This is a genomic window from Nostoc sp. JL34 (genome assembly GCF_017114945.1).
GTDB lineage: Bacteria > Cyanobacteriota > Cyanobacteriia > Cyanobacteriales > Nostocaceae > Nostoc.
On record NZ_JABXKQ010000016.1, the window covers coordinates 30,207 to 56,400 of the forward strand.

Genomic DNA, 26,194 nt, shown 5'->3' on the forward strand with positions numbered 1-26,194 from the left:
TTGGGGTTAGTCTAACTCCTAAACTAGAAGGATGAATAAGACTCATATAGTTAGAGATAATAAGCTGTAAAGAAAAATTTCATTTAGTTCTATTCCGCAATCAGCTCAAAATGCAGACACGCAAGCTACTCGACTGGTGGCAAAGATTCACACCAATAGCGCGAATCGGGGCGATCGCGTTATTCCTTCCGCTGCTAGTTCTCAATGGTTGGGCACTTTCGGTATTCTTTAATTATTTCCATTCTCTCATAGTCATTTTAGTCGGAGCCTCAGTGCTAGCATTTCTGCTCAACTACCCCGTGAGCTGGATGGAGCATCAAGGTGCTAGGCGAGAGCAAGTCGCTATCTTAGTATTTCTCTTGGCTTTATCGATTTTATTGGCGTTGGGTGTGACACTTTTTCCCCTGGCTCTTACCCAAGCTCAACAACTGGTGGCTCGTTTGCCAGAGTTGATCGACTCTGGACGCTCTCAGTTAATGATATTAAACGAAAAAGCTGAGACTTTTGGCTTACCGATTAACCTCGATGCTCTGGTAGTGCAAATCAACGATCGCGTCAAAGGACAATTACAAGCGATCGCTGGACAAGTTTTAAATCTGGCAGTAGTTACAGTCACTAGTCTGCTAGATATTCTTTTGACGATGGTTTTGACTTTCTATCTTTTACAGCATGGGGGTGAACTCTGGCAAAGTTTAGTGGAATGGCTACCTAATAAATTTCGCGAGCCTTTCTCCAAAACAGTCCGCCTAAGCTTCCAAAATTTCTTCATCACCCAGCTGATTTTATCTACCTGTATGGCCTCAGCTCTTATTCCTACCTTTTTGTGGCTGAAAGTGCCATTTGGGCTGCTATTCGGCCTAACTATTGGCCTGATGGCTCTCGTCCCCTTTGGTGGTTCTGTGGGCATCGCCCTGACTACACTATTGGTAGCGCTGCAAGATTTTTCAATGGGTGTGAGAGTGTTGATAGCAGCAGTAATTGTACAGCAAATTCTCGAAAACTTAATTGCCCCCCGAATTTTAGGCAGCTTTACGGGTTTAAATCCAGTTTGGATTTTAATTTCGGTCTTGACAGGGGCAAGAGTTGGCGGGCTGTTGGGTGTAATTGTGGCAGTACCCACAGCTGTTGTGATTAAAACTGCTTTAAGTGCCTTGCGTCTTGGTAGGGAGATAAATGATAGCGCCACTGGGGAGATAACTGCACCTGTTGCAGCAAACGAGTCCCCGAAGGCTGACGCTAAAAACACTCTGAGTATTTCTGAAGCGACATTACCCTAATTGCCCCCTGCCTCTCTCATTGTGGCTCGATGATGGAACCCATAAACAAAACGTTTCCCGTCTGATTATCCCTAATCACACAGAAGAAGGGACGATCAACAATCATTCGGAATGGTTCTGCTTCTTCTCTCAAAGATGTTGCTACTATTCCCACTGAAGTAGCCGCAGCTGCTTCGGTGCCTTCTTCGTTCACTTCAAAAAAAGTTTTATGCTTAACTTGGCTAATGGCAAAGTTTTTACCCATACCAGAAAAATTGGCTTTGTTGCTGAAAGCCTCTTCCATGCCTAAACTTTTTAAAGCATCATTGAGCGTAACTTCATAGTCTGTTTTGAAGCGCGGTAGGCGAATAAAGCCTTTTTGTTTGTTGAACTGAGTCATCCATTTTTCCCAGTTCTCAACATTCAAGTTTTTATAAAATTCTTTGAGGTTAGAGTTCTGTTTGGGCAGGAAAATATAAAAACTGACCTTACCATCTTTATCGTAAGGTAAACTAACTGCCTGAAATTGTTCGCTTTCATAGTATCTATAATCACCATTCTGCGACATCATTAGGTGTTGTTTTCGCTTGCCAGATGTGATGTGAAAAGGATATTGAGCGGTTTGATTTTTATCAAACTCGTTAGTCCAATTACCTTTAAAATATATGGCATTAATCAAAAATAGTACCTGATTTGGTTCAATTGTTTCAACTATTTTATTAATTTTACCATTAGTATTTTCTTTCACCCAATTATTGATAATACTAGATGCAGCGACATCTTTAAAGTTTAAATTACTGACCTTAGCTTGATAGAAATCCTGGTTTTTTTTGAGGAAGTCTGGTGCAAAGGTAACATCTTGATTTGCCCAAAGTGAGTTAGCAATCTTCAGTTGCACTTTCGCATCCGAATTATCTAAAAGCTGCTTTAATGCCGCCGCGTAAGAAGAGTTGATTTCTGGTAGATTCATCCCCTGTAATTCTAGAGTTTTTGCCATTGCTTGTTGAGTCGAACCACTAGCGCCGTTGTAGGTCATAGCAAGAGCGATCGCAACACTCGAAGGTGAGATAAAAATATTCTTCTCACCCCGATCATTCTTCAGAACTTCTGAAAAAAGTTTGAAGCCAAACTTATTGCTAGACTCAACTATTTTTGTATCAGTGTTGACTGTTTTTTTTTGCAATGGATTTTCTGGCTGAGGTAAACTAGATTGGGCAAGGGCACTTTTATTGCTATTGACTTGAGAACACCCTAATACACTGAATAGAACAACACTTGCAGCTGCTAGAGCATAACGTCTGCCCAGACTCACACCGTAACGTCTTTGCAGGAAATTTTCTTTCGCATCACTAAATTTCTGCCGATTCATTCTGCTACCTCACTTGCCAAAGATTCCCGATCTGTGCTCAGAGTTGACGCAGATACTGTGTCAATGATTAACTATTGCATCTGCTCCAATAGAAAAATGGGCTGTTACAGAAACTGTAACAACAAGTTAGTAGTTCGGAGGAATTAAACACAACTTGTGAGAGTTGCTAATTTCTAATTGAGGCGGCTATGCAGACGAGTTATAAAAAATTTCTTTTTAGGATTTTTCCTATTTATGCATAAACGTATTGTAAGCTACGTAATCACAAAATAACCACTTCTGTTGAATTTTTATAGATCAAATAACGTTTTCAGTTGCACTCAATACAGAACTTTTGTAGGGACGCACGGCTGTGCGTTCCTACCCGGTGGTTTATTTACTTGAAAAACGCTGTAATTTTAGACAGATAATAGTTTTGCGTCCCTGTTTCAATTGCTTGGCACACTCCACCAAGCTAAACTATAGGGTTGAGTCGCTTCATTGAGCTTTTGACGAAACTGGACGCGGATTTTGTAATTGCCACTAGCAGCAACGGGGCAGAAAATATGTTCTACACTATCAATTTGGCTGATTGAAGAGCAAACAGCACCGACATCTGAATTTTGAGCATCAGCTTTTACTAGGTAGAGGTCAAGATTATTCAAACCGCGATCGCGAAAATTTTCGCCCACATCATATTGCTGGTTGTTATTTTTATCGTTGAGTTCCACCAATCGATCCCAAGTGAGGGTAACAGCAACAAAACTCCCCTGCTTTAACGGTTTTGCTAATATATAGTCAACAGATGCTCCAACATTGACTGTGCGATAATCCCAACCAATAGCCGGCACCGTAGCTGATGGTTGCCATTGACCAGCACTAAATTGCTGATAGGCACGAAATACGTTCAAATGACCCGCTCCCATTTGGGCATCTAAGGGAATCTTTGGATCTTTGTAAGCATCAGAATCTAGCCAACTTTGATTTTGTTTATCAATTAGCGTCCTAGTCATTCCCAAGCGCAAGCCATCGCCGCTATCTAAGATTTTGTCTGCTGAATTCAACAATACAGCTTTCATTACTTGATGGTGCCGAGCATCGATGCTCCAGTGGGGTTGTTTTGTCCGCATTTGTCGGTCAGCAAATTCCTGCAACACAGCAACAGTAGCCGTAACTTGAGGCGCTGCAAAACTTGTACCTGTAACCTTGTTCAATTTGCCATCTGGATTGAGCAAAGGAATGTTATTCCCAGGAGCAACTAAACTAATAGCGCGACGCCCAGCAAGATCAAATTCCCTTCCAGCTAGCCTTCCACTCACTCCTTGGTTAGCACCCGCCAAATTAGCCACGTCTACTTTGTTAAAAACTCCCCCTCGGCGGGATGAAAAAGCCACGTTCACTCCGTTAAAATTATCTGTAGGAATGGGAATACCGCCCTTACCCTGGTTGCCAGCGATCGCATACAAAACATCATGAACGCGACTAGACCAGTCAACACATAAAGTTAGTAAAGCATTACCGTCTAAAACAGCCTCCGGTCTAGGATCGCGGCTCAGAGGTTCACCAAAACTAAAGTTAATGGCACGGACATCGCCACCATTTTGTAGCGCTATGTGCTGTGTCGATAAGCACTCTTCTGGCTGACCCATATTTTTAGTGGAACCCACCGCCGATGAATACAATCGCGCTCCCGGAGCAACTCCTGGCAAGGCTTTGTCTTGACTCACCATCACACCAGCCACATTGTAGGCGTGGGAATCAATGCTTGTATTAGATTTAGCTGGCCCATTACGTAAAAACACTGCCGCTAAAGATATGGCACGATTTTTAGAAACCGCCTTATCCCACCCAAACATTCCCGGCCGACCAATTTCCACTTGACCAATAGCAATCTTACGACCGATTAAATTATAAGGAGCTTGGTGTAGCTTCAGAGCATCAATACCATTAGTTCCTAGTGCAGATTCTAAAGCTGAAGCAATAACCGGCGCACTCAGACAAGAAGCACTTAATCCCCAAATTATCCAGGTTAGTTTTTTAGTCATTAGTTATTAGTCATTGGTCATTAGTCATTTGTCATTGGTCATTTGTCATTGGGCAAAACAGTTCCGAGTTCTGAGTAAATAAGTAAGATTCTCCACTCAGTACTCAGTACTCCTAAAGGGCATTGGGTATAGGTTATTCTCCTTGTCCCCACTTCCCATTCCCCAGTCCCAAAAAACCGGGATCAAAATTATGAGTCTTGCTCAATGTTTTGTTACAATGCGTACAGACGAGGACGCTTAAAAACCCCACTAGCCATGACCCAAAACCTATCTCAAAAACCCATTGTAATTTCTCCATCTATACTATCAGCCGATTTTAGTCGTCTGGGTGACGAAATTCGCGCCGTAGACGCGGCTGGAGCGGATTGGATTCATGTTGATGTCATGGACGGTCGTTTTGTGCCTAATATTACGATAGGCCCTCTGATTGTGGAGGCAATTCGTCCGGTTACAACTAAGCCACTGGATGTCCACTTGATGATTGTGGAGCCAGAAAAGTATGTAGAAGGATTTGCTAAGGCGGGTGCTGATATTATCTCCGTACACTGCGAGCATAATGCTTCCCCACACCTGCATCGCACCTTGGGGCAAATAAAAGAGCTTGGTAAGAAAGCTGGAGTTGTACTTAATCCTGGTAGCCCTCTAGAGCTAATTGAATATGTTCTAGATTTGTGCGATTTAGTACTGATTATGAGCGTCAACCCTGGTTTTGGTGGTCAAAGCTTTATCCCTGGTGTGTTACCCAAAATTCGCAAGCTGCGTCAAATGTGTGATGAACGTGGTCTTGACCCTTGGATTGAAGTGGATGGGGGACTGAAGGCAAATAATACCTGGCAAGTTTTGGAAGCGGGAGCCAATGCAGTTGTCGCCGGTTCAGCTGTGTTTAACGCGAAGGATTATGCTGAAGCTATTACAGCAATTCGCAACAGCAAGCGTCCTACCCCAGAATTAGCCAAGGTTTAATTCATTTTTGGATTAACTATTCTCTACAAAAAATAAGGTGGGTAAATTACCTACCTTATTTTTATTTACACATAAAAAAACTGGAAGCTATTCAAGTTTTGAACTTCCAGTAGTTGGTATATAAATTGAAAGTTTAGAAACCAGAGATAATCCAGGTTGGGAGGACTAGGATTACAATAGTCGAAAGAGAAGCGTATGAGCTACTAGTTCTACCAGCCACTACAACAATTTCACCGTAACTTTTCTATTTCTGTTCCTGGGATTGATGTTAAGCGTTTGCTTTATTAACTAAAGCAACACCAACCATAAGATAGGAAGCTTTATCAGCATTACTCACACCGTCTGCAGTCGATGAAAGCTGTATAAAATTTGGATTGGGGGAATCCACCTCTCCAAATTCTCTTTGCTCAGACTTCCTCAAAAATAGAACCACCAGTAGCAACGGTTGGATCATCGGTCTTGGTTTAGGAGTTATTTACTCCATGAAATGCTGACTACTTTTGTAATCAGTTTGATTTATTTCATAGTCAGAACTAATCATTGATTTTATTTTTTTAAATTAACTTGCTTGCGAATCACCTCTATTTGGATTTAAGTTGTAGTTGTTATTAGTTTACCAATACTGTCAGTATATATTTGCCATTTTGGCAGATTTTTGCAAAAAATTTATCAAATTAATCACCGCTATAGAAAACCTGCCATGCTATAAATTTAAAATTAGCATGGCAGGCTCTCAGATACTCAATCAACTCTAGGGCAGAATCTATAGATTCAAAATACTTTTTAATTGAATCCACAGGATTTCAAGGAAATGTCTTGAACACTTTCTGCTTTTAATGGAGATTTGCTTGATTGATGTTCGTTAATTTGCTGTCCCAATCTCTGGTCTAAACTACCCCCACGAAATTCTGTTTTTTGCTTGCCAACTACTTCCAGATAGGCTCGGTCTTTAATTTTGCTTAAGCAACTTGATGACATATTACTATCAGACCTGGAATCATGAGCATGTTTCAGCATTTTTAGATTTTCACTTTGCTGTTGTTTTGTTCTGTTGACTTGAGAGTTTTCTTTGAGCAATCGATTGTAGGTGCGGTATGGAATGTAATGGAGAGGATTATAACCACCAAAACGCAGCATTAAAACACATGCCCAGGAATATTTTCCAGCCAGAATTGCTTCAACTACTTTATCAAATTGTTGAGCCTTGACTGTCTTATCTAAGGTGCTACTAATACCAGCAATTTCTTGGTTCATCATAGTGTTTAGTTATCTTGGATGAAGTAAACTAGTTCAGTTTCTGCGATTGTTGGTGTTTCAATTGAGGTGTACAGACTGCACTAGCCTTTTTGCAGCTGTTGAATCGCTTCTGGGAAATTATCAGCAATGGGGCGGTGTTGGATATTGACGAGGGATAAAATATCAACAGGCGCATACATAACTTTCCCCAACCCTGATTGACTCTCGCAGCTTTGAGCGGTAAAGACCCAGGCTGATGATTCTTTTCATTAACTGACCTTTGATTAAAAACTTAATTGTTTTTAATCCAGTTTGTTGGCTGCTCACTCTTAATTATCCAGATTCCCACCGATGAATGGAGGAAACTGTAGCTATTACTTGTTAGTAAGTGAAAGGTAAAAATTTATCTTTCGCCTTGTCAGATGACTGATAGAACAAAAGTCTTGGCGTGGCTTTTGGTAGATACAGTTTTGTCTTATTTAAACTTTCTCAACTCCTAATTAAATAAATTTTCTTTGTTCACGCGCTTGTATTTCTTCTTACTGGCTAATTAAGCATTCTCCGGCAAGTTTTCATACTTTTTTTGACTAAATAGAAAATTTATTTATCTTTGAGCGTTAAGAAAGTCATTCGTACTTATACTCTTTTTTGTCGTTAATGTCATCTACTAAAATAGCAGATTTATAAGTTAAATTTACTGAATAGATTCCTCTACTTACTTGCGGATTGTGCAACTTTTAGTTTTGTCCCCCTTTGCTAATTCTTGAGGGGTCTTACCCCTCACCCAATCTAAATTTAAAACCTTTATTATTGTCGAGGCACTAGAAAATATTACCATTAACTATGATGTAAAACAACTTCTGAAAATACTAAAATATAGGGCAAAAAAAACGCTCACAGGCATAGTGTTGAACATATTTTTTCAATAAGTTCAATTAGGTCATAATATTTATTATCCTTATATTTCTTGATTTGCAAGAACTATAGCTTCAGCATCTCTAAATAAAATCGCTGTAAACTGAACGTGAATATTTCATGATTTCCAGCTTGTAATCATAGATAACCTAGTTGTGAAATAAAATTAATGGTTATCGATAATATATATAGTTTGAATTATGCTCAATTGAGTAAAGCAAAATATCGATGAAGTAATGCTTTATGTAAAAAACATCTAGCAGCTTAATTCTGTAAAAAATTAAATAATTTAGTAGTAGAGATAAAGCTAATCAATACAGAATATTATTAAGTGGATTTAGCAATAATTTATATGTGTATTAATATCTCACAGATTTATAAAGTTGAGATAAAAAATGTATTGGCAGTTGGGATCAATGGTGCTAATAATTACCAATTGCCATGAGTTTGTGATGAGTACCTTACTCAATAAGAATATCCTTGGTCTAGACACTACGCTGTTAAGGTAATACGCCAAATGCCCAAAATTAGAAAGCTGATGGCAAAGACATTTAGGCAAAACAAGCAGCTAGCTTCAAACTCTGGACGCGAAAGCCACGTCTTGCATATAACTGGATCACAAATCAATAAGCGATCGCCTTTAACTCTCCAGACAACTACATAATGAATTACTTGCCAATCAGCTATCCATGGGTTATAATATGAGTCCAGCTTAGTAAGACTCGCCCTCACTGATAACGCTTCATATCTCAAAGTTTGGGCTGCTTTCGCTAAACCCTGGACAGATACACCTCTACGATCTACCCGCACTAACTTACACAATGTGTAGAGGTTTAAGTGTATGCCACAGTATTGGCTAATCATTGCCAAACACGCAGCGCCACAATCTGATGGATTTTGATGTTGAATACAAGAATAGGCACGCCATAACCTAACTTTTGATTGTGATCATAGTCTGGGAAATGTTAGTAAGATTTATGACTAAAGCTAGTAATATTTGCATTTTTTGAAACACTAGTCTGAATTCTAAATCATTCAACTCTTACCATTACTGAAATTTTCCTTCGCTTCCGGAAACACTCGGAAAATAAAATCATAAATCTAGACTCTGCTTTCTCAGATGAAGACGGGCTAAATTTGGCAACGCATATATTATGTGGTTGCATAAACGTCATAATCCCGTTATCAAAGCCTTTCATGAGCGCCTTGTCTAACGTGGTAAATCCAAAAAACTAGTGATGAAAAGCTTGCATCCATAAATAGTTTTACCTACCAATGTTCAATTAAGGTAACAGCATGCAAGTCCAGATTTCGACTACGCTCGCCACCAAAACTTCTGGATCAATGGGTTTGACGACGTGACGTTGAAATCCGCCTGCGATCGCTTGCTGCTGATCCAGTTCTCCGGCATAAGCTGTCTAATACCAATTCTTTATTAAAAATGAATTTAATGGGTTTGCAATCCTTGCAAATCTATAAAGCTATCGGTGACATATCCTTGTTAAAGTAATAGTTATGAGTGTTCACACCATCAAACCCACCTTCTACAGGAGTATAGGTATCAATATGAAATTATGTAGGGCGAACGATGGGAATTGAACCCACGAATGGTGGTACCACAAACCACTGCCTTAACCACTTGGCTACGCTCGCCATTCAACAATTTGAATTATAGCAATAAATTCGCAAGCGATCAAGAGTTTTTGTTCAAGGAACGGACTTAGTTGATTTAGAGTCTCTGGAATCTAACGATTACAATGAATTTTACTTGGCAAACATGAAACCCCTGACCATCATCGCATATACTGGAGCCGCAGCGGGACTCGCCGTTTTGGGTGTGACAATGGCGAAAACCAATCCCAGTCAGGTTGAATATGAAGAATATGCAGTGCAACGGTTGACAAAATACTTAAAAACTGATGTATGTAAAACAACCACGAATATTATAGAAAATTTAATCCGTTTGAATTGTGATAAGTTGGTTGACTCGGCTAACCCGCAAATCCAAGAAATTATTGCCAATACTACAGAAAGGCAAAATTACATTATTTTTAGCATTTACCGTACAGATTTAAAAATAAATTCTTGGATACCTTCTTATAAATTTGAAACGGTGGGGGCCTTTGATCAATTTTATACTTACACTGCCAAAGAACAATCAGGTAAGCAGTAGGAGGAGAATATAAGTGATTAAGAATACTTTTATTTAGTAATTGAGAAAAGTTTCAATAATTACCAGAGTACTTATTATCTCCAGCTTCATCTTAAATTAAGAATAATAACTGAGAGTTCAATCTGTTGCCAATGTCATCTGCCTATCTGCTATTATCTCACGGAAGTCGCGACCCGCGCCCAGAAATTGCTATGCAGCAACTAGCAAGGCTGGTGTGTCACAAATTGCCAAAAAACCACAACCCATTAAATAGCGAACATTTGGTTGGCATTGCTGCTTTAGAAATGAATCCTCAGCCTTTACATGAGCAGATTCAACAATTTGCTAAGAGCGCTTTTGGCGAGCGCAGACTGTCTCAAAATGAAAATCGTCTTAAAATTGTACCGCTATTTCTGCTGCCGGGAGTGCATGTCATGACAGATATTCCTGCCGAAGTAGCACTGGCACAACAGGCTACTGGTCAAGATATGATCATTGAGTTGCAACCATATTTAGGCTCTCACCCCAATTTAGAGAAATTGCTGGCAAAGCAAATAGCGACTATAAAAGCAGAAGCGTGGATTCTATTAGCTCATGGTAGCCGTCGTCCAGGTTCCCAGGAAACTGTGGAAGCAATGGCGGCGAGTTTGGGAGCAATGACTGCTTATTGGGCTGGGCCTCCTAGTTTAGAATCACGGGTGAAAGAGTTAGTAACTGCTGGTTATAGAGAAATTGCAATTTTGCCATACTTTTTATTTGCTGGTGGAATAACCGATGCGATCGCCACCTCAATAGAGGAGCTAAAATTACAATTTTCTGCGGTGAATTTCCAACTGGCGCAGCCCTTGGGAGCAAGTGCAGAATTAGCCGAGCTAATTTGGGATTTAACAGAGAGATGAACCGCACAGAAAAACAGGAGAACAAGTATTTGGGAAAGGTTTATTTAGTAGGTGCGGGGCCAGGAGATCCAGGATTAATTACCCTGAAGGCTAAAGGTTTGTTGGAATGTGCAGATGTAGTTATCTATGATGCCTTAGTCAGTCCCGCAATTCTGGCAATGATTAATCCCCAAGCCGAGCAAATTAATGCTGGTAAGCGTGCGGGGAGACATTCGTTGTTGCAGTCAGAAACAACTCAACTACTGATTGATAAAGCGCAGGATCATGCAATTGTGGTGCGACTCAAGGGTGGCGATCCGTTTATTTTTGGTCGCGGTGGCGAAGAGATGGCAGAATTAGTCCAAGCTGGAATATCAACGGAAGTTGTGCCAGGTATCACATCGGGAATTGCAGCGGCGGCCTACGCAGGTATTCCTTTGACTCATCGGCTCCATAGTTCATCAGTGACATTTGTAACTGGTCATGAAGCGGCGGGTAAGTATAGACCGCAAGTGAATTGGAGTGCGATCGCTCACGGTTCCGAAACCATTGTGATTTATATGGGAATTCACAATCTACCTTATATTGTGGAAGAATTAAGTGCAGCTGGGTTGAATTTAGAAACGCCCATTGCTTTGGTACGCTGGGGTACGCGGCCAGAACAAGAAGAATTGATTGGTACTTTGAAGACAATTGTAGAGCAGGTAGAGCAAACTGGATTTGGTGCGCCTGCGATCGCAGTTATTGGACAAGTCGTGAAGATGCACAGTGTTTTATCTGGTTGTCGTCCAGTTTGATGGTTGCCATAAAGCTTATTGTTTCGTATTCTCCGATAACCCTAGTGTATGATCGATAAGGTTATTCGGTTCTGGTGGGAGTCAGCTACCAGAGGTAACGGGGAAAGTTCGGTGCAAATCCGGCGCTGTCCCGCAACTGTGAACCAATTTGAGATTAAGGAACTAAATCGAAAATCTCAAATTGAGTGAGTCAGGATGCCCGCCGAAATAGATTTATTAGTTTCACATATCTGCGAGGTACAGATGACTACGACTGTAAATATTTCCCCAACCAGTCCCTTGGGTGTTGCTGAACATACTTTATTTGTTTGTAAAACTTGTGCCAGTGTTTGGCAAGATGGAAAACGCTTAGGTGAAAGTGGTGGTGAAAAACTTCTACACCAACTTCAGGAGCTGGCACAAGATTGGGAGTTACGAGATCAATTCCCAATTCAGGAAGTTGAATGCATGAGTGCTTGTAATCGTTCTTGTGTAGTTGCCTTTGCTGCCAAAGGCAAATTAACATATTTATTTGGTGATTTAGCTGTTGATAGTAGTGCCTCTGCCGTACTGCAATGTGCTAGTCAATACTATGCTAAAGCAAATGGTTTACTGCCCTGGTCAGAGCGTCCAGAAGCGCTGAAAAAAGGCATTTTGGCTAAGATTCCCCCTTTATCTCAATGATGCGCGTTTTAATTCTAGGTGGGACGGGAGATGCAGCAGAACTAGCTGCCAAGGTTGCGACTATCCAAGGGTTAGAAGCAATCACGTCTCTAGCTGGGCGCACCCGTGAACCGTTAGTTCCCTTGGGCGATTTGCGGGTTGGAGGCTTTGGTGGTGTGGCTGGATTGGCTAGCTATCTGCGAGTCATGCAAATCGACTTATTAATTGATGCAACCCATCCTTTTGCTATTCAGATTTCCTTCAATGCGGCAGATGCGGCAACGGAAGTTGGAGTACCCCGGCTGATGTTAATTCGCCCGCCTTGGGAAAAAGTCAGTGGCGATCGCTGGATGGAAGTTGATAATGTTGAAGCCGCAGCAACAGCCCTCCAAAATCAGTCACAGCGCGTATTTTTGACAGTTGGAAGACAAGAACTCGCCGCTTTTGCTCACTTAGAGAAAATTTGGTTTCTGATGCGGATGATTGACCCACCTACCGATGATGCTTTAGTGCCGTTGGGGATGGTATTGTGCGATCGCGGGCCCTTTACGCTCAATAATGAAAGGCAAATCCTGATTCGTAACAAAATTGATACCATCGTCAGTAAAAATAGCGGTGGTGATGCAACAAAGCCTAAGATTATTGCAGCGCGAGAACTAGGCGTGAAGGTTGTAATGGTAAATCGTCCAGCCATACCGCCAGGGGAGCAGGTTACTGATGTTGATGGTGCTTTAGCATGGCTATTTGACAAGTTGCACAACTAGTGCCAGAAGGCGTAAACCACTGCTCGGAAAAGACTGACTGCCGCATCAATTTGAATTATCTTTGCTCAAATATACTACCTTTACCAATTTCCGTATAATACACAGGAAGCCTCTACAATAAACGCGATCACACTAACAACCAACCTCCATGAAAAATTTATTTATACTATCTGCCATAGTCCTAACCACCACATCTGGATTAATTTTCGGTAGAATGCCAGCTGCCTCTGCTTTAAGTTGGAACTGGAATTATTCTGGTACTGGCATAGCGGCGAGTGGTACTTTTACCACTAATGACACCCCTAACGATTTGGGTTTTTACCTGATTTCTGGAATTACTGGTACACGAAATGGTGAAACAATTACTGGTCTGCAAGCCGCTGGGACTCCAATACCGGGAAATGAACCTTTAAATGTTGATAATTTAATTAGTCTTAATACTCAGCAGTTAACGGGTGACGGTTTTGGGTATTCCACTTCAGGAGGAAGCTATTCTAGTCCATTTTTCGCTAGTTTTTTACCAACACCAGGTTATTTAGAGGTTTTTTCTGCGCCGCCAATCATACCAAGTTCTGAAAATTTGGGATTGGAAGATAGTGAGTTACCCATTAGTTTTTCTGCAACTATATCTAATCACCGTCCCTGAAGTCACTTTATCTTGAGCTTACTTGTCCTCGGTACTCTGGGCGCATCTTCAGTACTCAAACGTCACAAGCTATCCAAATTCACTCACAATAAGCTTGAAAAAGTTTCCTAAGGGACTTCCAAATAAAAAAATACTCAACTATTTATTGTGGGGTGGGCGTCTCGCCATTGGTGTCAAGTTAAGAAAAATAGAGTCTTGTCAAGTGGGTAAAACTCAATGGTTAAACTCAACACCCTTGTGTTGAGAATAGCCATGAGTAAGCTACGCAAAAAACAAGGAAATCCAGACTTTCGACATCGGGTAACTTCTCCTGCCCCAACAAGTGAGGAGATAGAATCACGGTTGATTGAGCTATTAACTCCAGGGACATTTGCCAATCTCAAAAATGTTAAAGACAAACAACGTAGCTTGCGCGATCGCGTACTCACCCTACCAGTGATGGCAGCAATAGTGTTGAGTTTAGTGTATAGACAAATACAGTATTTAACTGATGTGCTGCGCTGTCTGGAAGTAGAAGGATTGATGTGGGTAGAGGCGATGTCTGTGAGTCGGCAAGCGTTATCTCAACGACTTGAGAGCTTGCCAGCGCACCTGTTTATCGGGCTGTTTGAGCAAGTAATAGAGCGTTTAGCAGTCAAAAACAATCCGGCAGAAGTTGCCCCAATGTGGGCATCAGTAGCTGAAGAGTTCAGTGCAGTATGGATTGCGGATGCATCAACCTTGGAAGCAGTCAAAAAACACTTGGGGCAACTTCAAGAAAAAACAGGTGCAGTCTTGGGGGGAAAGATGCTGATGGTAGTTGAAGCATTTACACATCGCCCAGTTGCCGCTTGGTACGATGTCGATAATAAACGTAACGAAACCAAGTGGTGGCCAGAACTTTTAGAACGATTGCCCACAGGGGGTTTACTGCTCATAGATATGGGCTTTTATGGGTTTGAATGGTTTGACACTCTGACTGAGCAAGGAAAATATGTCTTAACTAGACAAAAAGCCAAGGTACGTTATCGAGTAGTGCGTTTGCTTTCCAGTAGTTCTCATTACAAAGACGAAATTATTCAAATGGGACTTAATCACACTGACCCATGTCGCCACCCAATGCGTTTAGTCTCCGTATTATGGAGTACAACTTGGTATCATTACTTGACTAATGTTCTTGACCCAGAACAACTTTCAGCGCAGCAAGTTTGTGATTTATATCGCCGTCGTTGGAAAATTGAAGATGCATTTTTACTCACAAAAAAATTGTTGGGCTTGTCCTATCTTTGGGTGGGTGGCGTTAATGGTGTACCATTAGTGTCAACTTAAGGTTAAAACCCATTTGTCAATGATAGGTTTTGTTAGGAACGAAGTATAAAGTTGAACTTTTTTCTGACTTTTATACGCAAGCTGGGAGTGATGCTAATAAACAAAGCATTAATAGTCCCTGAAAAAGTTCGTTTTTTGTCCCTTTCAAACCAAATTGTTAAGCATAAATGCTTATTGACATAGGAAGTTTGAGCTTAACTTGACACCTATGGCAAGATGCCCACCCCACAAGATTGGGTAATTTATTTGTTGGAAGTCCCTAAAACCATCAATAACAATTCAAAATTCAAAATTGTTGGCGCAGCCTCTCGTAGAGAAGAGAGTTTCAATCGGGGTTTAAATCCCCATCTGAAACTCGAGCTACATATTGACGTTCAGTCTTAAACCCTTAAATTTACGATAAAAATTGCGATGTTCCTATAAGCCAATACGCTTGGGTTAGTGTCAAAAACCTGAAGTTGTGTAGGTTGCTTTGAGGAACGAAACCCAATATTTCCAGGGCTTTGTTGGGTTGCCCTTTGCTTCAGCCAACCTACAATTTTTCTTAACTGAACTGTATTGTCCTATAAGCTCTTTGAGATACACAGATTAAAGTAATATAGCAACGGTGGTATCATTGCATCCAAAATGATCCCGTGATTTTGTCTAGATATAAAATTCTATCGCCCTGCCAATGGTAGATTATTTCTGAAAGGAGTTTGCTGCAATGTCCACAACACCAACTACTCGACTAATTTTGGAGACTTTACTCCCCCATCTCAAAGTAGCAGCAGGCTATGCCCATTTTCTTCAACCAAAAATTGCTGCACTTCCTGCCAAAGAACAAGCAAACAACTTTTTTAGTGCTGCCCTTACTGATGCAGATGTGGCTATTCAAAATCTGGTAGAAGTAGTATTACTAGGCACTTTTCCAGATATTCGCTTTTATGGTGAAGAATATGAAAGTTCTAATAACACCAAGTATTTTCGCGCTACCGACCTCGGCTCAGAAGGTGATTATTTAGTCACACTCGACCCGATTGATGGCACGAAGTTTTATATGGATGGACATTCTAATTACCAAATTATTCTCAGTATTCTAAATACGGATGAGTTTGAAGCAGTAATTGCCATTTCTCCTGCCCAAAACATTTATTTTTACGCGCTTCGAGGTGAAGGTGCTTTTAAAGGTACGCTGGAAATGAGCTTAGAAGCCTGTGCCCAATTAAATATAACATCCGCCAAACCTTCTATTTTATTGGGATGGGGAATGAATTCCATCGCACATTTATTAAAAGATCGATATAAAGTAATCGATATAGCGGCTGATTACTCTAGTGATATTCAAATTCCCAATCTCAATGGTATTCTCAGTGGCGACTTGAGTGGAGCAGTCATCAAATCAGGCAAATTTCTTGATAGTGCTGCACTCGCTTTTATTGCAAAAGAGGCTGGCTGGATTGTAACGACTCTGGACGGTTCGACTTTACCGCCACTGCATACTTGTAAAAACTATAGTCTGCCTGGATTGATAGTAGCTGTCTCAAAATCTGTTCATCAAGACTTGCTGTCAGCGATGCAAAGTTTCAGGAGTGCTGAGTAATGAGTGCTGAGGAAGAAGTAATGAGTAAAGTAGTACTTGTGAATCTTCCCACTCTAAGCTGGGGAACTCACTACTGGAAACTGAACTGGATACCGTTTTCCACAACTCATATTTTTTGAAAAAATGAAAATCTGTATTGTTGGCGCGGGTGCGATTGGTGGATATTTAGGGGCGAAATTGGCAATGGCTGGTGAAGCAGTGACGCTGATTGCGCGTGGTTCTCATTTGGAGGCAATTCAAAAAAATGGGCTGAAGCTGATCATGGCAGACGGTTCCAGCCAAATTGCTACTCCATATTTGGCAACTAGCGATATTCAAGAAGCGGGGCCACAAGATGTAGTAATTTTAACTGTGAAGGCTCACAGTGTACCTGCGATCGCACCCTCTCTCCCTGCACTCTACAATCCTCACACGATGGTGGTGACAGCCCAAAATGGCGTTCCTTGGTGGTACTTTCGTCAGCATGGCGGTGAGTATGAAGGTACGCGGATTCAATCTGTTGACCCCGATGGGATTATTGAAGCTAATATCGGTGCTGAACGCGCCATCGGTTGTGTAGTTTACCCGGCAACTGAGATAATTGAACCAGGTGTAATTAAACATATTGAAGGCGATCGCTTTACTCTCGGTGAAATCGACGGCACTAAAACCGAACGCATCCAATTACTGGCACAGACTTTAAAACAGGCAGGATTCAAAGCACCAATCCGCAATCAAATTCGCACGGAAATTTGGATCAAGTTGTGGGGAAATGTGGCGTTTAATCCCATCAGTGCCCTGACTGGTGCTACTCTAGAGGATATTTGTCGCTATCCCCTCACCCGCGAACTAGCGCGACAAATGATGACTGAAACTCAAGCGATCGCAGAAAATTTAGGTATAAAGTTTGGCATCACTTTAGAACAGCGAATTAATGGCGCAGAAAACGTTGGTGCCCATAAAACCTCAATGCTACAAGATATTGAAGCCGGACGCGCTACGGAGATAGATGCTATTGTTGGCGCGGTGGCAGAATTGGGAAAACTTACTCAAATTCCCACACCTTATATTGATGCTATTTATGCCAGCGTCAAGCTACTGGAGGCGACTAAGGCATCATGTAAAAATAAGTTGTACAAATTTAATTTGGAATAAGCTGTCAGCCTTACTTTCCAATTAAAAGTGTTCAAGTTATTTTTGCGTGACTCCTAAGTAAAAATTTGACTGGTGACTGTTGACTACGGTGTACACAGAAGTCTCTTGACCTGCATCTTTGTTGCATCAACCTGCACCTTTGTTGCATCGACCTGCACCTTTGTTGCATCGACCTGCATCTTTGTTGTATCGACCTGCATCTTTGTTGTATCGACCTGCATCTTTATAAATATTAAAATTTTTCCTTCCTGTATGTCACAGATATATCTGCTCGATTGATGTGACAGTTTAAGGTACAGAATGGGGGTTATAAAAAAGTGTAGAAAAAACCCAATATTCTAGAGATGTGATGAAATACACCTTTTTAGACCGTTAACAGTCAACAGTCAACAGTCACCAGTCAATAGTCAATGACAAAAAAGAAAGTATGGCTATCAACGATACTAGTTGTAGCAGTAGTAATAAACATCATCATCGGACATAGTAATTCTCTCAAAGCTGCCTCACCTTTAGGGAAAGACACGCTGACGTTGATTACTTCCCCAGATTATCCTCCTTATGAGTTTTATGATACGAAAGGAGGCGATCGCCAAATCGTTGGCTTTGATATAGATATTGCCAAAACCCTTGCTGAAAAACTAGGGTTTAAACTTCAAATAATGGAATCCGATTTTAATGGGTTAATTCCTGCACTCCAAGCAAATCGCGCTGATTTTGTCATGGCTGGGATGACACCGACTCCAGAACGTCAGAAAAACATTGATTTTTCAATTATTTATTACGAAGCCAAAGATACAATTGTTGCTCCTAAAGGTAGCAACCTAAAGCAACCCCAAGACTTATCGGGAAAAAAGCTTGGGGTACAACTAGGAACGATACAAGAACAAAATGCTCAGAAAATTGCTAAAAAAGTTGCAGGTATTCAGCTAAAGCAACTCAACAAAGTGCCGGAAGTAGTTCAAGAAATCAAATCTGGGCGAATTGATGCCGCAATTGTTGAGGATACCGTGGCTAAGGGATTCGCCCAAGCTAACCCAGATTTAGAATTTAATACTATTCCCTCAGAGCAGGCAAGTGGATCTGCGATCGCTTTTCCCAGAGGTTCTTCTTTTGTAGAACCGTTTAACAAAGTTCTTCAACAAATGAAGGACGATGGCACATTAGCTAAACTAGTAACCAAATGGTTTTCAGAGAATACTACCGCTAACTCTGCATCTTCAACTGCTGCCAAAGGCGGATTGAATCTTGACTTCACCAGAATTCTTCCAGACATTCCCTTTATTCTGCGGGGAATCCCGTTAACTTTGTTGTTTACCCTATTATCTGTAACCTTGGGGTTAATCTGGGGAACAATCCTATCTCTCTTAAAAATTCTCGGCATCAAGCCGCTTACCTGGGTTGCTAACGCCTACACCTCTGTTTTTCGAGGTACACCTTTACTATTACAGTTGGCATTAGTTTACTACGCAACACCCCAGCTTACAGGCTATGATATTTCCGCATTGGAGGCTGGGGTGCTAACTTTTACCCTGAATTCTGGCGCTTATATGTCGGAAACCATCAGAGGTGGGATTCAAGCGGTGGATAAAGGGCAAAGTGAAGCGGCGATGTCTATGGGTGTTCCCTATTGGTTGATGATGTGGGATGTGATTTTGCCCCAAGCATTAAAAAACATTCTCCCCGCATTGGTAAATGAAACTATCGGATTGCTCAAAGATTCCGCGCTGGTGTCAACGATTGGGGTGGTAGAAATATTACGCAGCGCCCAAATCGTTGGTGCAAATAAGTATATTTATTTTGAACCACTGCTATTTGCCGGGTTAATTTACTATGTTTTAGTAATGGGTATGACTTTGGGTGCATCCGCTTTAGAAAGGAGGTTACGGGAAAGTGAGTAATGTAGTAATTCGCACGGAATTCTTATCTAAATCCTTTGGCAAACTCGACGTACTCAAAGATATTTCCACTGAGTTTTACCAAGGGAAAGTGGTTGCTATATTAGGCCCTTCTGGTTCGGGTAAGTCTACCTTTTTAAGATGCATAAACTTGCTAGAACAACCCACCAGAGGCAGAATCTACTTTCACGACCAAGAAATTACCAATCCCAAGGCAAACATTGCTAAAGTACGTCAGCATTTGGTGATGGTATTTCAACATTTCAATTTGTTTCCCCACATGAATGTGCTGGAAAATGTCACCTACGCACCCATCAAGGTAAAAGGAATAAACAAGCAAAAAGCAGCAGAACATGGCTTAGAATTGCTTGCTAAGGTAGGTTTAGAAGAAAAAGTGTCTGTGTATCCATCCAAATTATCGGGTGGACAGAAACAGCGAGTAGCGATCGCGCGGGCATTAGCAATGGAACCTGAGATGATTTTGTTTGATGAACCCACCTCTGCACTAGATCCCGAAATGGTCAAAGATGTGCTGGAAGTGATGAAAGCTTTAGCATTATCTGGTATGACAATGGCGATCGTTACTCATGAAATGGGCTTTGCCAAAGAAGTTGCCAATCGGATTATGTTCCTCGACCAGGGAAGTTTAGCAGAAGATACTACTCCTAGCGAGTTTTTCCAAAATCCTCAGTGCGATCGCGCCAAGCAATTCTTAGAAAAAATGCTTTAGAACATCAGAAATTCGCCGCTTTTTTTGTATTCCTGAAACTTTTCTAAAACTGGGCGATCGTTTGGCATTAATGTAGGTAAGTCAGCCAAATCAAAAAATTCCAGCGCCAGCGATTCTCCATCTAAGCAAGCAAGACTACCTGACCATTCAACGGCTCGCAAAATTAAAATGAAATTTTGGACGCGATCGCCATTAGGATAAGTGACAGCTTCAAAGGCTGGGTTGGAAGAAAACCCCACAGCTGCAAAACGCTTAACCGTTAAACCAGTTTCTTCAAAAACCTCTCGTGCGGAACATTCTTCAGCAGATTCACCTATTTCAGGACAACCGCCAGGTAGCCCCCAAAGTTTGAAATCACTCCGCTTTTGCAATAAAACACGCCCCAAATTATCCTCTATAATCACACGTGTGCCAAATAATAGAAGTATGCGATCGCCTAAAATTTGTCGTAACTTGCCGAGATAAGAGTCTGACCAATTCGCCATAACGAGAAAGTTTGTAAAGAAAATCTAAAGGTAGCAAATAGCGATCGCCTGAAAACAGGATAATGCAGCTGAACAGGTTAATTATTCCCATTCAACCTAGAATTATGGCATCTACACCGAAAATCCTCGCCTTTGCTGGCAGCACCCGGATAGATTCTTACAACAAAAAATTGGTAAAAATCGCGGCGGCTGGCGCTCAAGCAGCAGGCGCAGAAGTGACTTATATAGACCTCCGCGATTTGCCTTTACCTTTATATGATGAAGATTTGGAAGCTCAAGAAGGACTACCAGCCAACGCCCGCACTTTTAAAGACTTGCTGATTTCTCATCAAGGATTGCTGATTGCTTCGCCGGAATATAACAGTTCACTCACAGCAGTTTTGAAGAACGCCATTGACTGGGCATCCCGTCCATCTCCAAATGAAGCACCGTTGGCTGCTTTTGTAGGTAAAGTTGCTAGCATTATGAGCGCTTCCCCAGGCGCTCTTGGTGGTTTGCGGGGGTTGGTTCACCTACGATCTATTTTGGGAAACATCAAAGTTTTGGTACTACCCGATCAAATAGCATTACCCAAAGCTTACGAAGCCTTCAATTCTGATAGCACATTAAAAGATCCCAAACAGCAAGAATCTATTGAAAAGTTAGGTGATGGCTTAACAAAAATATTGCTGAAGCTTAATTAAACTCTTCAATTTGACAGTAGATAACGAATACCGATCATCAATACAAAGATGCCATACAGCTTTTTCATTAACTCGCTGCTAATAAATGGCTGATTTGCAAACAATGCCCCGAAGAAGTTACCCACGATTAAACCAACTGCAATAATCAGGGCATATTTGATATTAAGATTACCATTGCGCTGGTAAACTAAGGCTGCTAAAATACCGATTGGCAAAATTTGAGCAGCCACAGAAGTTCCCGTAGCTAACTTCTGATCCAAACCAATTATTAACATCATTGCCGGAATCATAATTGCACCGCCACCGATACCAAACATCCCGCCAGCAATGCCAGAAACTAAACCGATTAACAACAGTTGGATAAAAATATTAGACATAAAAATAGTCGCCAGATTGGAATTTATAAATTAATTTTCTTGGAAAAAATTGATTTAGGTAACATTCCATGCACACCTTTTTGGGGACTGTTTACAACTTGAGTAATGTGAAAATTCACAGCTAAACTACACAATACATAAGCGTCTTCTGGCGACAAATTTGCGAAGCGTTCCAGAAAATCAACCATGTTTTTTAAAGCCAGTTCTAAAGCTTCATCTAAGGTTTGAGCAAAGCCCATTGTGATGATATGAGTTGGAGTTTCGGCAATTGGTGTTGTTAGTTGTAAATCCTTGCGAAGCTTGAGGGTAATTCTACCGTTCATGGAAGTTTCAATGGCGGTAACATTTACCTCACCATCTCCTTGTGCCGAATGCCCATCACCAATAGAGAATAATGCACCTGGCACGAAAATCGGCAAAAATAAACGAGAACCAGCTTGTAATTCCCGATTGTCGATATTACCGCCGTAAGAACCTGGTGGGATAGAAGTTCGAGAGGTTTCTGGGGTAGCGACACCAAGAATCCCAAAAAACGGTTTGAGAGGAATTTTTATGCCAGCACCCGCCGGAAATTCCGCGATATTGTTTGCTAAATCTAGAGGGATGAATCTCAACGCAGGTTGAGAAAACTGATGTGGTAAAGCTCCCCAACCTGTGCGAATGGCATTGAAGCCGACAGGTAAACTAGGTGCGATCGCATCTAATTGTACTTCTAAAACATCCCCTGGTTCGGCATCGCGCACGTAAATTGGCCCTGTGAGTAAATGCGGCCCCCCAGCAATTTTGCGTTCTGGTAGAAAATTTTGGCAGATGTCGAGAAATTCTGGTGTGAGAAACTCTGGTGGTGCTTTGTCATAAACGTAGTAACCAGTATAAGTTTCTACGTCAACCGTATCGCCAGAATCAATAATCAGTGCTGGTTTTAGTAGATGGGAGAAACCACCTAAATGCACGGTCTCTTTTGAGGCTTTCAAAATATAATGAGTCATATCATATCTTCCAACTTTGGGGATAGCAAATAAAAACAATTGAAGCAGGGAATTTGGAGGGGTTGCAGAGTGGCTGATGATGAACGCATAGTCAATGCACAACAGATAAATCCAAAAGACTTTTCATGGGGATTATGGCCTGTTGTGCCACTCTACCCTTATGGCAGGCGGCAGACAATCCGCAAAGAAGCGGTTAAGGACACAATCTGGAATTTTGACCAGATTCAGGGCATTTTCTACGTAGTTGTGCCGATTCGCATGACTGTCGTTAAACTCCAAAGTGGGGGTCTTCTCGTCTACGCGCCTGTTGCACCAACTCTAGAGTGTCTCAGGCTTGTGAATGAGTTGGTGGCGGAACATGGCAATGTTAAGTACATTATCCTGCCGACTATCTCCGGTATCGAACATAAGGTATTCGTCGGCCCTTTTGCCCGATACTTTCCGACTGCACAGGTGTTTGTGGCTCCCCATCAGTGGAGTTTCCCCCTAAATCTTCCTCTTAGCTGGCTTGGCTTACCCCCAAAACGAACTCAGGTACTCCCAGAAGATAGTAGCAAAACCCCCTTTGCTGACGAGTTTGATTATGCGATGCTTGGCCCTATCCACCTTGGCCCTGGTCGGTTTGCGGAAGTTGCTTTTTTCCACAAGCGATCGCATACTCTTTTAGTAACAGATTCTGTACTTTCGATCCCAGAAGATCCACCTGCGATCGTTCTCTTAGATCCATATCCCTTACTATTCCATGCCAAGGATCATGCCTCTGATATTGTTGCAGACATTCAGGTAAATCGGCGTAAAGGATGGGGGCGCATCTCTTTGTTTGCTTTGTACTTTCAACCCAACGCCCTAAATATCCGCCAATGGAGTCAGGTGTTGCAAGATGCTTTGAAAGCACCAGAACGCTCAAGGAAAGCTTATTTTGGATTGTATCCCTTTAAATGGCATCCAGATTGGCAGCGATCGTTTAATGCTTTGCGAGGTGATGGACGTTTGTTTGTCGCACCAATTTTACAAACGCTGATTCTCAACCGCGCACCGCAAGAAACCATTGACTGGGCTGATAAAGTTGCAAGTTGGGACTTTCAGTGGATTATTCCCTGCCACTTTGATTCACCGATTAAAGCAGAGCCGCATCAGTTTCGCCAAGCTTTCTCTTTTTTGGAAAAGCAGCCTGCTGTCACTGGAGGTTTGTTCAGCAGTAGCAGCTATCCTTTGCCAGAGGAGGATTTTAAAGCACTTAGGGAAATTGATGCAGGTTTAAATAAGTTTGGCATTGTGCCAGCAGCAAAGGAGAAGGTGTAGAAAAAACAATATAGCGTTCTCCTTTGGATGCAACACACGCTTTTAACTACCCCTAATGTTTAATTCCCTTAAACCTTTCTTGCGCCGCCTGAAACGCTTCTTGCATCACTAACTGAATCTTTTGGGGATCGGGTTTCTTACCTCCCATTAAATCACCAAAGTAAACACAGGCTGCTTCCCCTAGTGCCCAAGTATAGGCGGCTGCCCAAGAGGCGGCGATCGCACTCCCAAAACCTGGTATAAATTTAATTAACTCTCGAGCAATGGCTTGTGCTAAAAAACCACCTGCGATCGCACTCACAACGCCTCCCGCCTGAGATGGAGTCAGTGTCTGCCCATATAATTTACCCAACAGACCCACCATTGATACTTGCAAGGCAGTGAGTACAGGCATTGTAGCAAATGGCAAAGGTACGGCTGCAAGAGTGGCAGACATAATCGCAAATGGCAAAATATAACGGCGTGCCGCATCTCGGTAAAGGTTGCCAAGTTGCTTCCCAGTTTCTTCTTGATCCAATAGCTGATAAATGGCCTGGGCTTCTGCTTGTGGGAGTAGTTCTGCTAAGGAATCTCGCAGTGCTTCTAAGCCATAAAATACCGGAGTGTAGCCATCTTCTTCTAAGGTAAAGTCAATGAGTGCACAGCGATCGCTTATTCCTGCGAAGGCTTGTTGCATTGCGGCAAATGCGCGGTTGACTTCCTCATAATCTGGCGGATAGGTGGGATGATCGACGGTATCGCCAGGATAAACTTCGTGCAAGCAGGTAACTACCAGCAGACAGGGAATGTCTGGATACTTCTGGCGCAGTTGTTGAGCAATTTGTCGTAGTGTGTCAGTTGCAAAATCATTAATTTTAACCGTCAAAAGGAGGATTCTGGCGGAACGAGTTTCCTGTTGTAAATCGCCAACTAACTCCTGAACAATTAATTGAGTATCTTGTTTAACATCACCCAATCCCACCGTATCAGTAAAAATCAGTAACGGTAGATCGTTGGAAGGATAGGCATAGCGCTGGGTGTGTTGCGTGTGGGGACGAAATCCCTGACCGACAATCTTGGCCGAAACTCCCGTCAAGCCCCGCACAATAGAACTTTTTCCGGCTTGGGGTTTACCAATTAGCAGCGCTTCTGTGGTTGGCAGTTCGGCTCGGATTTTCTCTAAAATCTCTGCAACTTGAGTTTCGCTCACACTAAACCATTCAACAACTGTTTGTGCTAGTTGTTCTACGGGTAGAAGTTGCGTTATCCGTGTTGTTGCTTTGTTCCAGACGCCACCAATGCGGTTTGTCCAGGAATTATCGACCGACTTGGTAGTTGCTCCATCAGTCGGTTCACTCAATTGCTGAGAATTATTTGAGGGTGAGTCAGCATCACGTTGCTCAGTCATTTCCATCCAGACGTAGAAGACCCTTTTACTAATCTTATAGCGATTCTCAAAGGGATAACCAGTACCGTTAGTAGTGTTATAAACTTGAGCGATCGCATTTTGGAGGTAGCGGTAGTTTACACTCCTATAACAATCCTGTTTGATTTGTGAGAATTGTAAGCCGCAGATTCCCGACTTTTTTAAGAAGTTGGGGATTTTGTTTCTGCACGTTTGATTCAGGATTGCTATAAATGAACCGTCGCCGGAGAAGAAAGTAATACGAGCAAATGATAATATTACATCGACTGACAATGCCATTGCATCGACTGACAATGCTATTGCATCGGCTGACAATGCCATTGCATCGGCTGACAATGTTATTGCATCGCCTGACAATGCTATTGCATCGCCTGACAATGCCATTGCATCGGTTTGCAATGTAAATACAAGACTAAAGTTATGGAAAACCTCTCAGACGCTTACCTACAGAAGTTTTGAAGTAGATGAGGTACAAAATGCAGGACTCACGCATCAGACACAAAGAGTTTCTTTCTGCTTCCTCCCTCAAAACCCGTAGCTTTGTACTTCATGTCAAAGAAAACTACTGTATAGAACCCATTTGATATCTTTTAGACGAGCAAGTAGAATCAACAGAAATTAGGTGCATTGAAACAGTTTAGGGTTGAAAATGGGGTATTCAA

At 41.8% G+C, this 26,194-nt stretch carries 24 protein-coding genes, 1 tRNA gene and 1 riboswitch; of the genes, 15 read left to right on the forward strand and 10 right to left on the reverse strand.

Annotated features, from left to right (window positions below):
* Positions 1-110: 110 nt before the first annotated feature.
* Positions 111-1,277, forward strand: coding sequence for an AI-2E family transporter (locus HWQ44_RS02460; protein ID WP_292714286.1), 1,167 nt, complete (start codon positions 111-113; stop codon positions 1,275-1,277).
* Between the two features lie 16 nt (positions 1,278-1,293).
* Here HWQ44_RS02460 and HWQ44_RS02465 read toward each other — a convergent pair whose 3' ends face one another.
* Positions 1,294-2,625, reverse strand: a complete 1,332-nt coding sequence (locus HWQ44_RS02465) for a serpin family protein (protein WP_292714288.1) — start codon at positions 2,623-2,625, stop codon at positions 1,294-1,296.
* A 428-nt stretch (positions 2,626-3,053) separates the two neighbouring features.
* The gene (locus HWQ44_RS02470; protein ID WP_292714290.1) at positions 3,054-4,649 is read right to left on the reverse strand and encodes a S8 family serine peptidase; all 1,596 of its coding nucleotides are present in this window, start codon (positions 4,647-4,649) and stop codon (positions 3,054-3,056) included.
* A gap of 255 nt (positions 4,650-4,904) precedes the next feature.
* On the opposite strand from HWQ44_RS02470, the gene rpe reads away from it, so the two are divergent.
* Positions 4,905-5,612 carry a ribulose-phosphate 3-epimerase gene (gene rpe, locus HWQ44_RS02475; RefSeq protein WP_292714293.1) on the forward strand — a complete coding sequence of 236 codons (708 nt, stop codon included), beginning with the start codon at positions 4,905-4,907 and terminating at the stop codon, positions 5,610-5,612.
* Between the two features lie 268 nt (positions 5,613-5,880).
* On the opposite strand, the gene HWQ44_RS02480 is transcribed toward rpe, so the two are convergent.
* From HWQ44_RS02480 to HWQ44_RS02495, 4 genes are all read right to left on the reverse strand, one after another.
* Positions 5,881-6,066 (reverse strand): hypothetical protein, encoded by a 186-nt coding sequence (locus HWQ44_RS02480; protein WP_292714297.1) that lies wholly within the window; start codon positions 6,064-6,066, stop codon positions 5,881-5,883.
* 329 nt (positions 6,067-6,395) lie between these two features.
* On the reverse strand, positions 6,396-6,866 hold the full coding sequence (locus HWQ44_RS02485) for a HetP family heterocyst commitment protein (RefSeq protein WP_292714339.1): 471 nt from the start codon (positions 6,864-6,866) through the stop codon (positions 6,396-6,398).
* Between the two features lie 1,389 nt (positions 6,867-8,255).
* A complete protein-coding gene (locus HWQ44_RS02490; RefSeq protein ID WP_334727906.1) occupies positions 8,256-8,627 on the reverse strand; it encodes a cysteine peptidase family C39 domain-containing protein in 372 nt (123 codons plus the stop codon).
* 716 nt (positions 8,628-9,343) lie between these two features.
* Positions 9,344-9,416: transfer RNA gene (locus HWQ44_RS02495), tRNA-His, on the reverse strand.
* Positions 9,417-9,540: 124 nt separating this feature from the next.
* Here HWQ44_RS02495 and HWQ44_RS02500 point away from each other — a divergent pair.
* The 11 genes from HWQ44_RS02500 to HWQ44_RS02550 all read left to right on the forward strand — a co-directional run bounded on the left by HWQ44_RS02500 (position 9,541) and on the right by HWQ44_RS02550 (position 20,291).
* Positions 9,541-9,936, forward strand: coding sequence for a DUF4359 domain-containing protein (locus HWQ44_RS02500; RefSeq protein ID WP_292714300.1), 396 nt, complete (start codon positions 9,541-9,543; stop codon positions 9,934-9,936).
* A 131-nt stretch (positions 9,937-10,067) separates the two neighbouring features.
* Positions 10,068-10,814 carry a sirohydrochlorin chelatase gene (locus HWQ44_RS02505; RefSeq protein WP_292714303.1) on the forward strand — a complete coding sequence of 249 codons (747 nt, stop codon included), beginning with the start codon at positions 10,068-10,070 and terminating at the stop codon, positions 10,812-10,814.
* On the forward strand, positions 10,811-11,590 hold the full coding sequence (cobA, locus tag HWQ44_RS02510; RefSeq protein ID WP_292714306.1) for a uroporphyrinogen-III C-methyltransferase: 780 nt from the start codon (positions 10,811-10,813) through the stop codon (positions 11,588-11,590). The genes HWQ44_RS02505 and cobA overlap by 4 nt, the downstream gene beginning before the upstream one ends.
* Before the next feature lie 49 nt (positions 11,591-11,639).
* Positions 11,640-11,812: riboswitch (cobalamin riboswitch) on the forward strand.
* 21 nt (positions 11,813-11,833) lie between these two features.
* Entirely contained in the window at positions 11,834-12,253 is a 420-nt protein-coding gene (locus HWQ44_RS02515) for a DUF1636 family protein (protein ID WP_292714341.1), read from the forward strand.
* The gene (locus tag HWQ44_RS02520) at positions 12,253-12,996 is read left to right on the forward strand and encodes a cobalt-precorrin-6A reductase (protein WP_292714343.1); all 744 of its coding nucleotides are present in this window, start codon (positions 12,253-12,255) and stop codon (positions 12,994-12,996) included. Before HWQ44_RS02515 ends, HWQ44_RS02520 begins: the two co-directional genes overlap by 1 nt.
* 148 nt (positions 12,997-13,144) lie before the next feature.
* Positions 13,145-13,642: a PEP-CTERM sorting domain-containing protein gene (locus HWQ44_RS02525; protein ID WP_292714309.1), complete on the forward strand. Its 498-nt coding sequence runs from the start codon at positions 13,145-13,147 to the stop codon at positions 13,640-13,642.
* A 216-nt stretch (positions 13,643-13,858) separates the two neighbouring features.
* Positions 13,859-14,950, forward strand: a complete 1,092-nt coding sequence (locus HWQ44_RS02530) for an IS4 family transposase (protein ID WP_292714312.1) — start codon at positions 13,859-13,861, stop codon at positions 14,948-14,950.
* A gap of 706 nt (positions 14,951-15,656) precedes the next feature.
* Positions 15,657-16,532 carry an inositol monophosphatase family protein gene (locus tag HWQ44_RS02535; RefSeq protein ID WP_292714315.1) on the forward strand — a complete coding sequence of 292 codons (876 nt, stop codon included), beginning with the start codon at positions 15,657-15,659 and terminating at the stop codon, positions 16,530-16,532.
* A gap of 123 nt (positions 16,533-16,655) precedes the next feature.
* Entirely contained in the window at positions 16,656-17,666 is a 1,011-nt protein-coding gene (locus HWQ44_RS02540; protein ID WP_292714318.1) for a 2-dehydropantoate 2-reductase, read from the forward strand.
* Between the two features lie 410 nt (positions 17,667-18,076).
* Complete coding sequence (locus tag HWQ44_RS02545) at positions 18,077-19,564, forward strand: ABC transporter permease subunit (RefSeq protein ID WP_292714320.1); 1,488 nt, start codon at positions 18,077-18,079, stop codon at positions 19,562-19,564.
* Entirely contained in the window at positions 19,557-20,291 is a 735-nt protein-coding gene (locus HWQ44_RS02550) for an amino acid ABC transporter ATP-binding protein (protein WP_292714323.1), read from the forward strand. Before HWQ44_RS02545 ends, HWQ44_RS02550 begins: the two co-directional genes overlap by 8 nt.
* On the opposite strand, the gene HWQ44_RS02555 is transcribed toward HWQ44_RS02550, so the two are convergent.
* Positions 20,288-20,776 (reverse strand): NUDIX domain-containing protein, encoded by a 489-nt coding sequence (locus HWQ44_RS02555; RefSeq protein WP_292714326.1) that lies wholly within the window; start codon positions 20,774-20,776, stop codon positions 20,288-20,290. The genes HWQ44_RS02550 and HWQ44_RS02555 overlap by 4 nt on opposite strands.
* A 62-nt stretch (positions 20,777-20,838) precedes the next feature.
* On the opposite strand from HWQ44_RS02555, the gene HWQ44_RS02560 reads away from it, so the two are divergent.
* Entirely contained in the window at positions 20,839-21,459 is a 621-nt protein-coding gene (locus HWQ44_RS02560; protein ID WP_292714329.1) for an NAD(P)H-dependent oxidoreductase, read from the forward strand.
* 5 nt (positions 21,460-21,464) lie between these two features.
* Here the strand turns inward: HWQ44_RS02560 and HWQ44_RS02565 are convergent, their stop codons facing one another.
* Positions 21,465-21,836 (reverse strand): TSUP family transporter, encoded by a 372-nt coding sequence (locus HWQ44_RS02565; protein WP_292714332.1) that lies wholly within the window; start codon positions 21,834-21,836, stop codon positions 21,465-21,467.
* 23 nt (positions 21,837-21,859) lie between these two features.
* Positions 21,860-22,825, reverse strand: a complete 966-nt coding sequence (locus HWQ44_RS02570; protein WP_292714335.1) for an acetamidase/formamidase family protein — start codon at positions 22,823-22,825, stop codon at positions 21,860-21,862.
* A 69-nt stretch (positions 22,826-22,894) separates the two neighbouring features.
* Between HWQ44_RS02570 and HWQ44_RS02575 the strand changes: the two genes are divergently transcribed.
* The gene (locus HWQ44_RS02575; RefSeq protein WP_292714337.1) at positions 22,895-24,127 is read left to right on the forward strand and encodes a DUF4336 domain-containing protein; all 1,233 of its coding nucleotides are present in this window, start codon (positions 22,895-22,897) and stop codon (positions 24,125-24,127) included.
* A 52-nt stretch (positions 24,128-24,179) separates the two neighbouring features.
* Here HWQ44_RS02575 and HWQ44_RS02580 read toward each other — a convergent pair whose 3' ends face one another.
* Entirely contained in the window at positions 24,180-25,514 is a 1,335-nt protein-coding gene (locus tag HWQ44_RS02580) for a GTPase family protein (RefSeq protein WP_292714345.1), read from the reverse strand.
* Positions 25,515-26,194 lie beyond the last annotated feature (680 nt).

Coding starts and splice junctions, on each gene's coding strand:
- HWQ44_RS02460 (WP_292714286.1), top strand. CDS start 111: ATGCAGACACGCAAGCTACTCGACTGGTGGCAAAGATTCACACCAATA.
- HWQ44_RS02465 (WP_292714288.1), bottom strand. CDS start 2,625: ATGAATCGGCAGAAATTTAGTGATGCGAAAGAAAATTTCCTGCAAAGA.
- HWQ44_RS02470 (WP_292714290.1), bottom strand. CDS start 4,649: ATGACTAAAAAACTAACCTGGATAATTTGGGGATTAAGTGCTTCTTGT.
- rpe (WP_292714293.1), top strand. CDS start 4,905: ATGACCCAAAACCTATCTCAAAAACCCATTGTAATTTCTCCATCTATA.
- HWQ44_RS02480 (WP_292714297.1), bottom strand. CDS start 6,066: ATGATCCAACCGTTGCTACTGGTGGTTCTATTTTTGAGGAAGTCTGAG.
- HWQ44_RS02485 (WP_292714339.1), bottom strand. CDS start 6,866: ATGAACCAAGAAATTGCTGGTATTAGTAGCACCTTAGATAAGACAGTC.
- HWQ44_RS02490 (WP_334727906.1), bottom strand. CDS start 8,627: ATGATTAGCCAATACTGTGGCATACACTTAAACCTCTACACATTGTGT.
- HWQ44_RS02500 (WP_292714300.1), top strand. CDS start 9,541: ATGAAACCCCTGACCATCATCGCATATACTGGAGCCGCAGCGGGACTC.
- HWQ44_RS02505 (WP_292714303.1), top strand. CDS start 10,068: ATGTCATCTGCCTATCTGCTATTATCTCACGGAAGTCGCGACCCGCGC.
- cobA (WP_292714306.1), top strand. CDS start 10,811: ATGAACCGCACAGAAAAACAGGAGAACAAGTATTTGGGAAAGGTTTAT.
- HWQ44_RS02515 (WP_292714341.1), top strand. CDS start 11,834: ATGACTACGACTGTAAATATTTCCCCAACCAGTCCCTTGGGTGTTGCT.
- HWQ44_RS02520 (WP_292714343.1), top strand. CDS start 12,253: ATGCGCGTTTTAATTCTAGGTGGGACGGGAGATGCAGCAGAACTAGCT.
- HWQ44_RS02525 (WP_292714309.1), top strand. CDS start 13,145: ATGAAAAATTTATTTATACTATCTGCCATAGTCCTAACCACCACATCT.
- HWQ44_RS02530 (WP_292714312.1), top strand. CDS start 13,859: ATGGTTAAACTCAACACCCTTGTGTTGAGAATAGCCATGAGTAAGCTA.
- HWQ44_RS02535 (WP_292714315.1), top strand. CDS start 15,657: ATGTCCACAACACCAACTACTCGACTAATTTTGGAGACTTTACTCCCC.
- HWQ44_RS02540 (WP_292714318.1), top strand. CDS start 16,656: ATGAAAATCTGTATTGTTGGCGCGGGTGCGATTGGTGGATATTTAGGG.
- HWQ44_RS02545 (WP_292714320.1), top strand. CDS start 18,077: ATGACAAAAAAGAAAGTATGGCTATCAACGATACTAGTTGTAGCAGTA.
- HWQ44_RS02555 (WP_292714326.1), bottom strand. CDS start 20,776: ATGGCGAATTGGTCAGACTCTTATCTCGGCAAGTTACGACAAATTTTA.
- HWQ44_RS02560 (WP_292714329.1), top strand. CDS start 20,839: ATGCAGCTGAACAGGTTAATTATTCCCATTCAACCTAGAATTATGGCA.
- HWQ44_RS02565 (WP_292714332.1), bottom strand. CDS start 21,836: ATGTCTAATATTTTTATCCAACTGTTGTTAATCGGTTTAGTTTCTGGC.
- HWQ44_RS02570 (WP_292714335.1), bottom strand. CDS start 22,825: ATGACTCATTATATTTTGAAAGCCTCAAAAGAGACCGTGCATTTAGGT.
- HWQ44_RS02580 (WP_292714345.1), bottom strand. CDS start 25,514: ATGACTGAGCAACGTGATGCTGACTCACCCTCAAATAATTCTCAGCAA.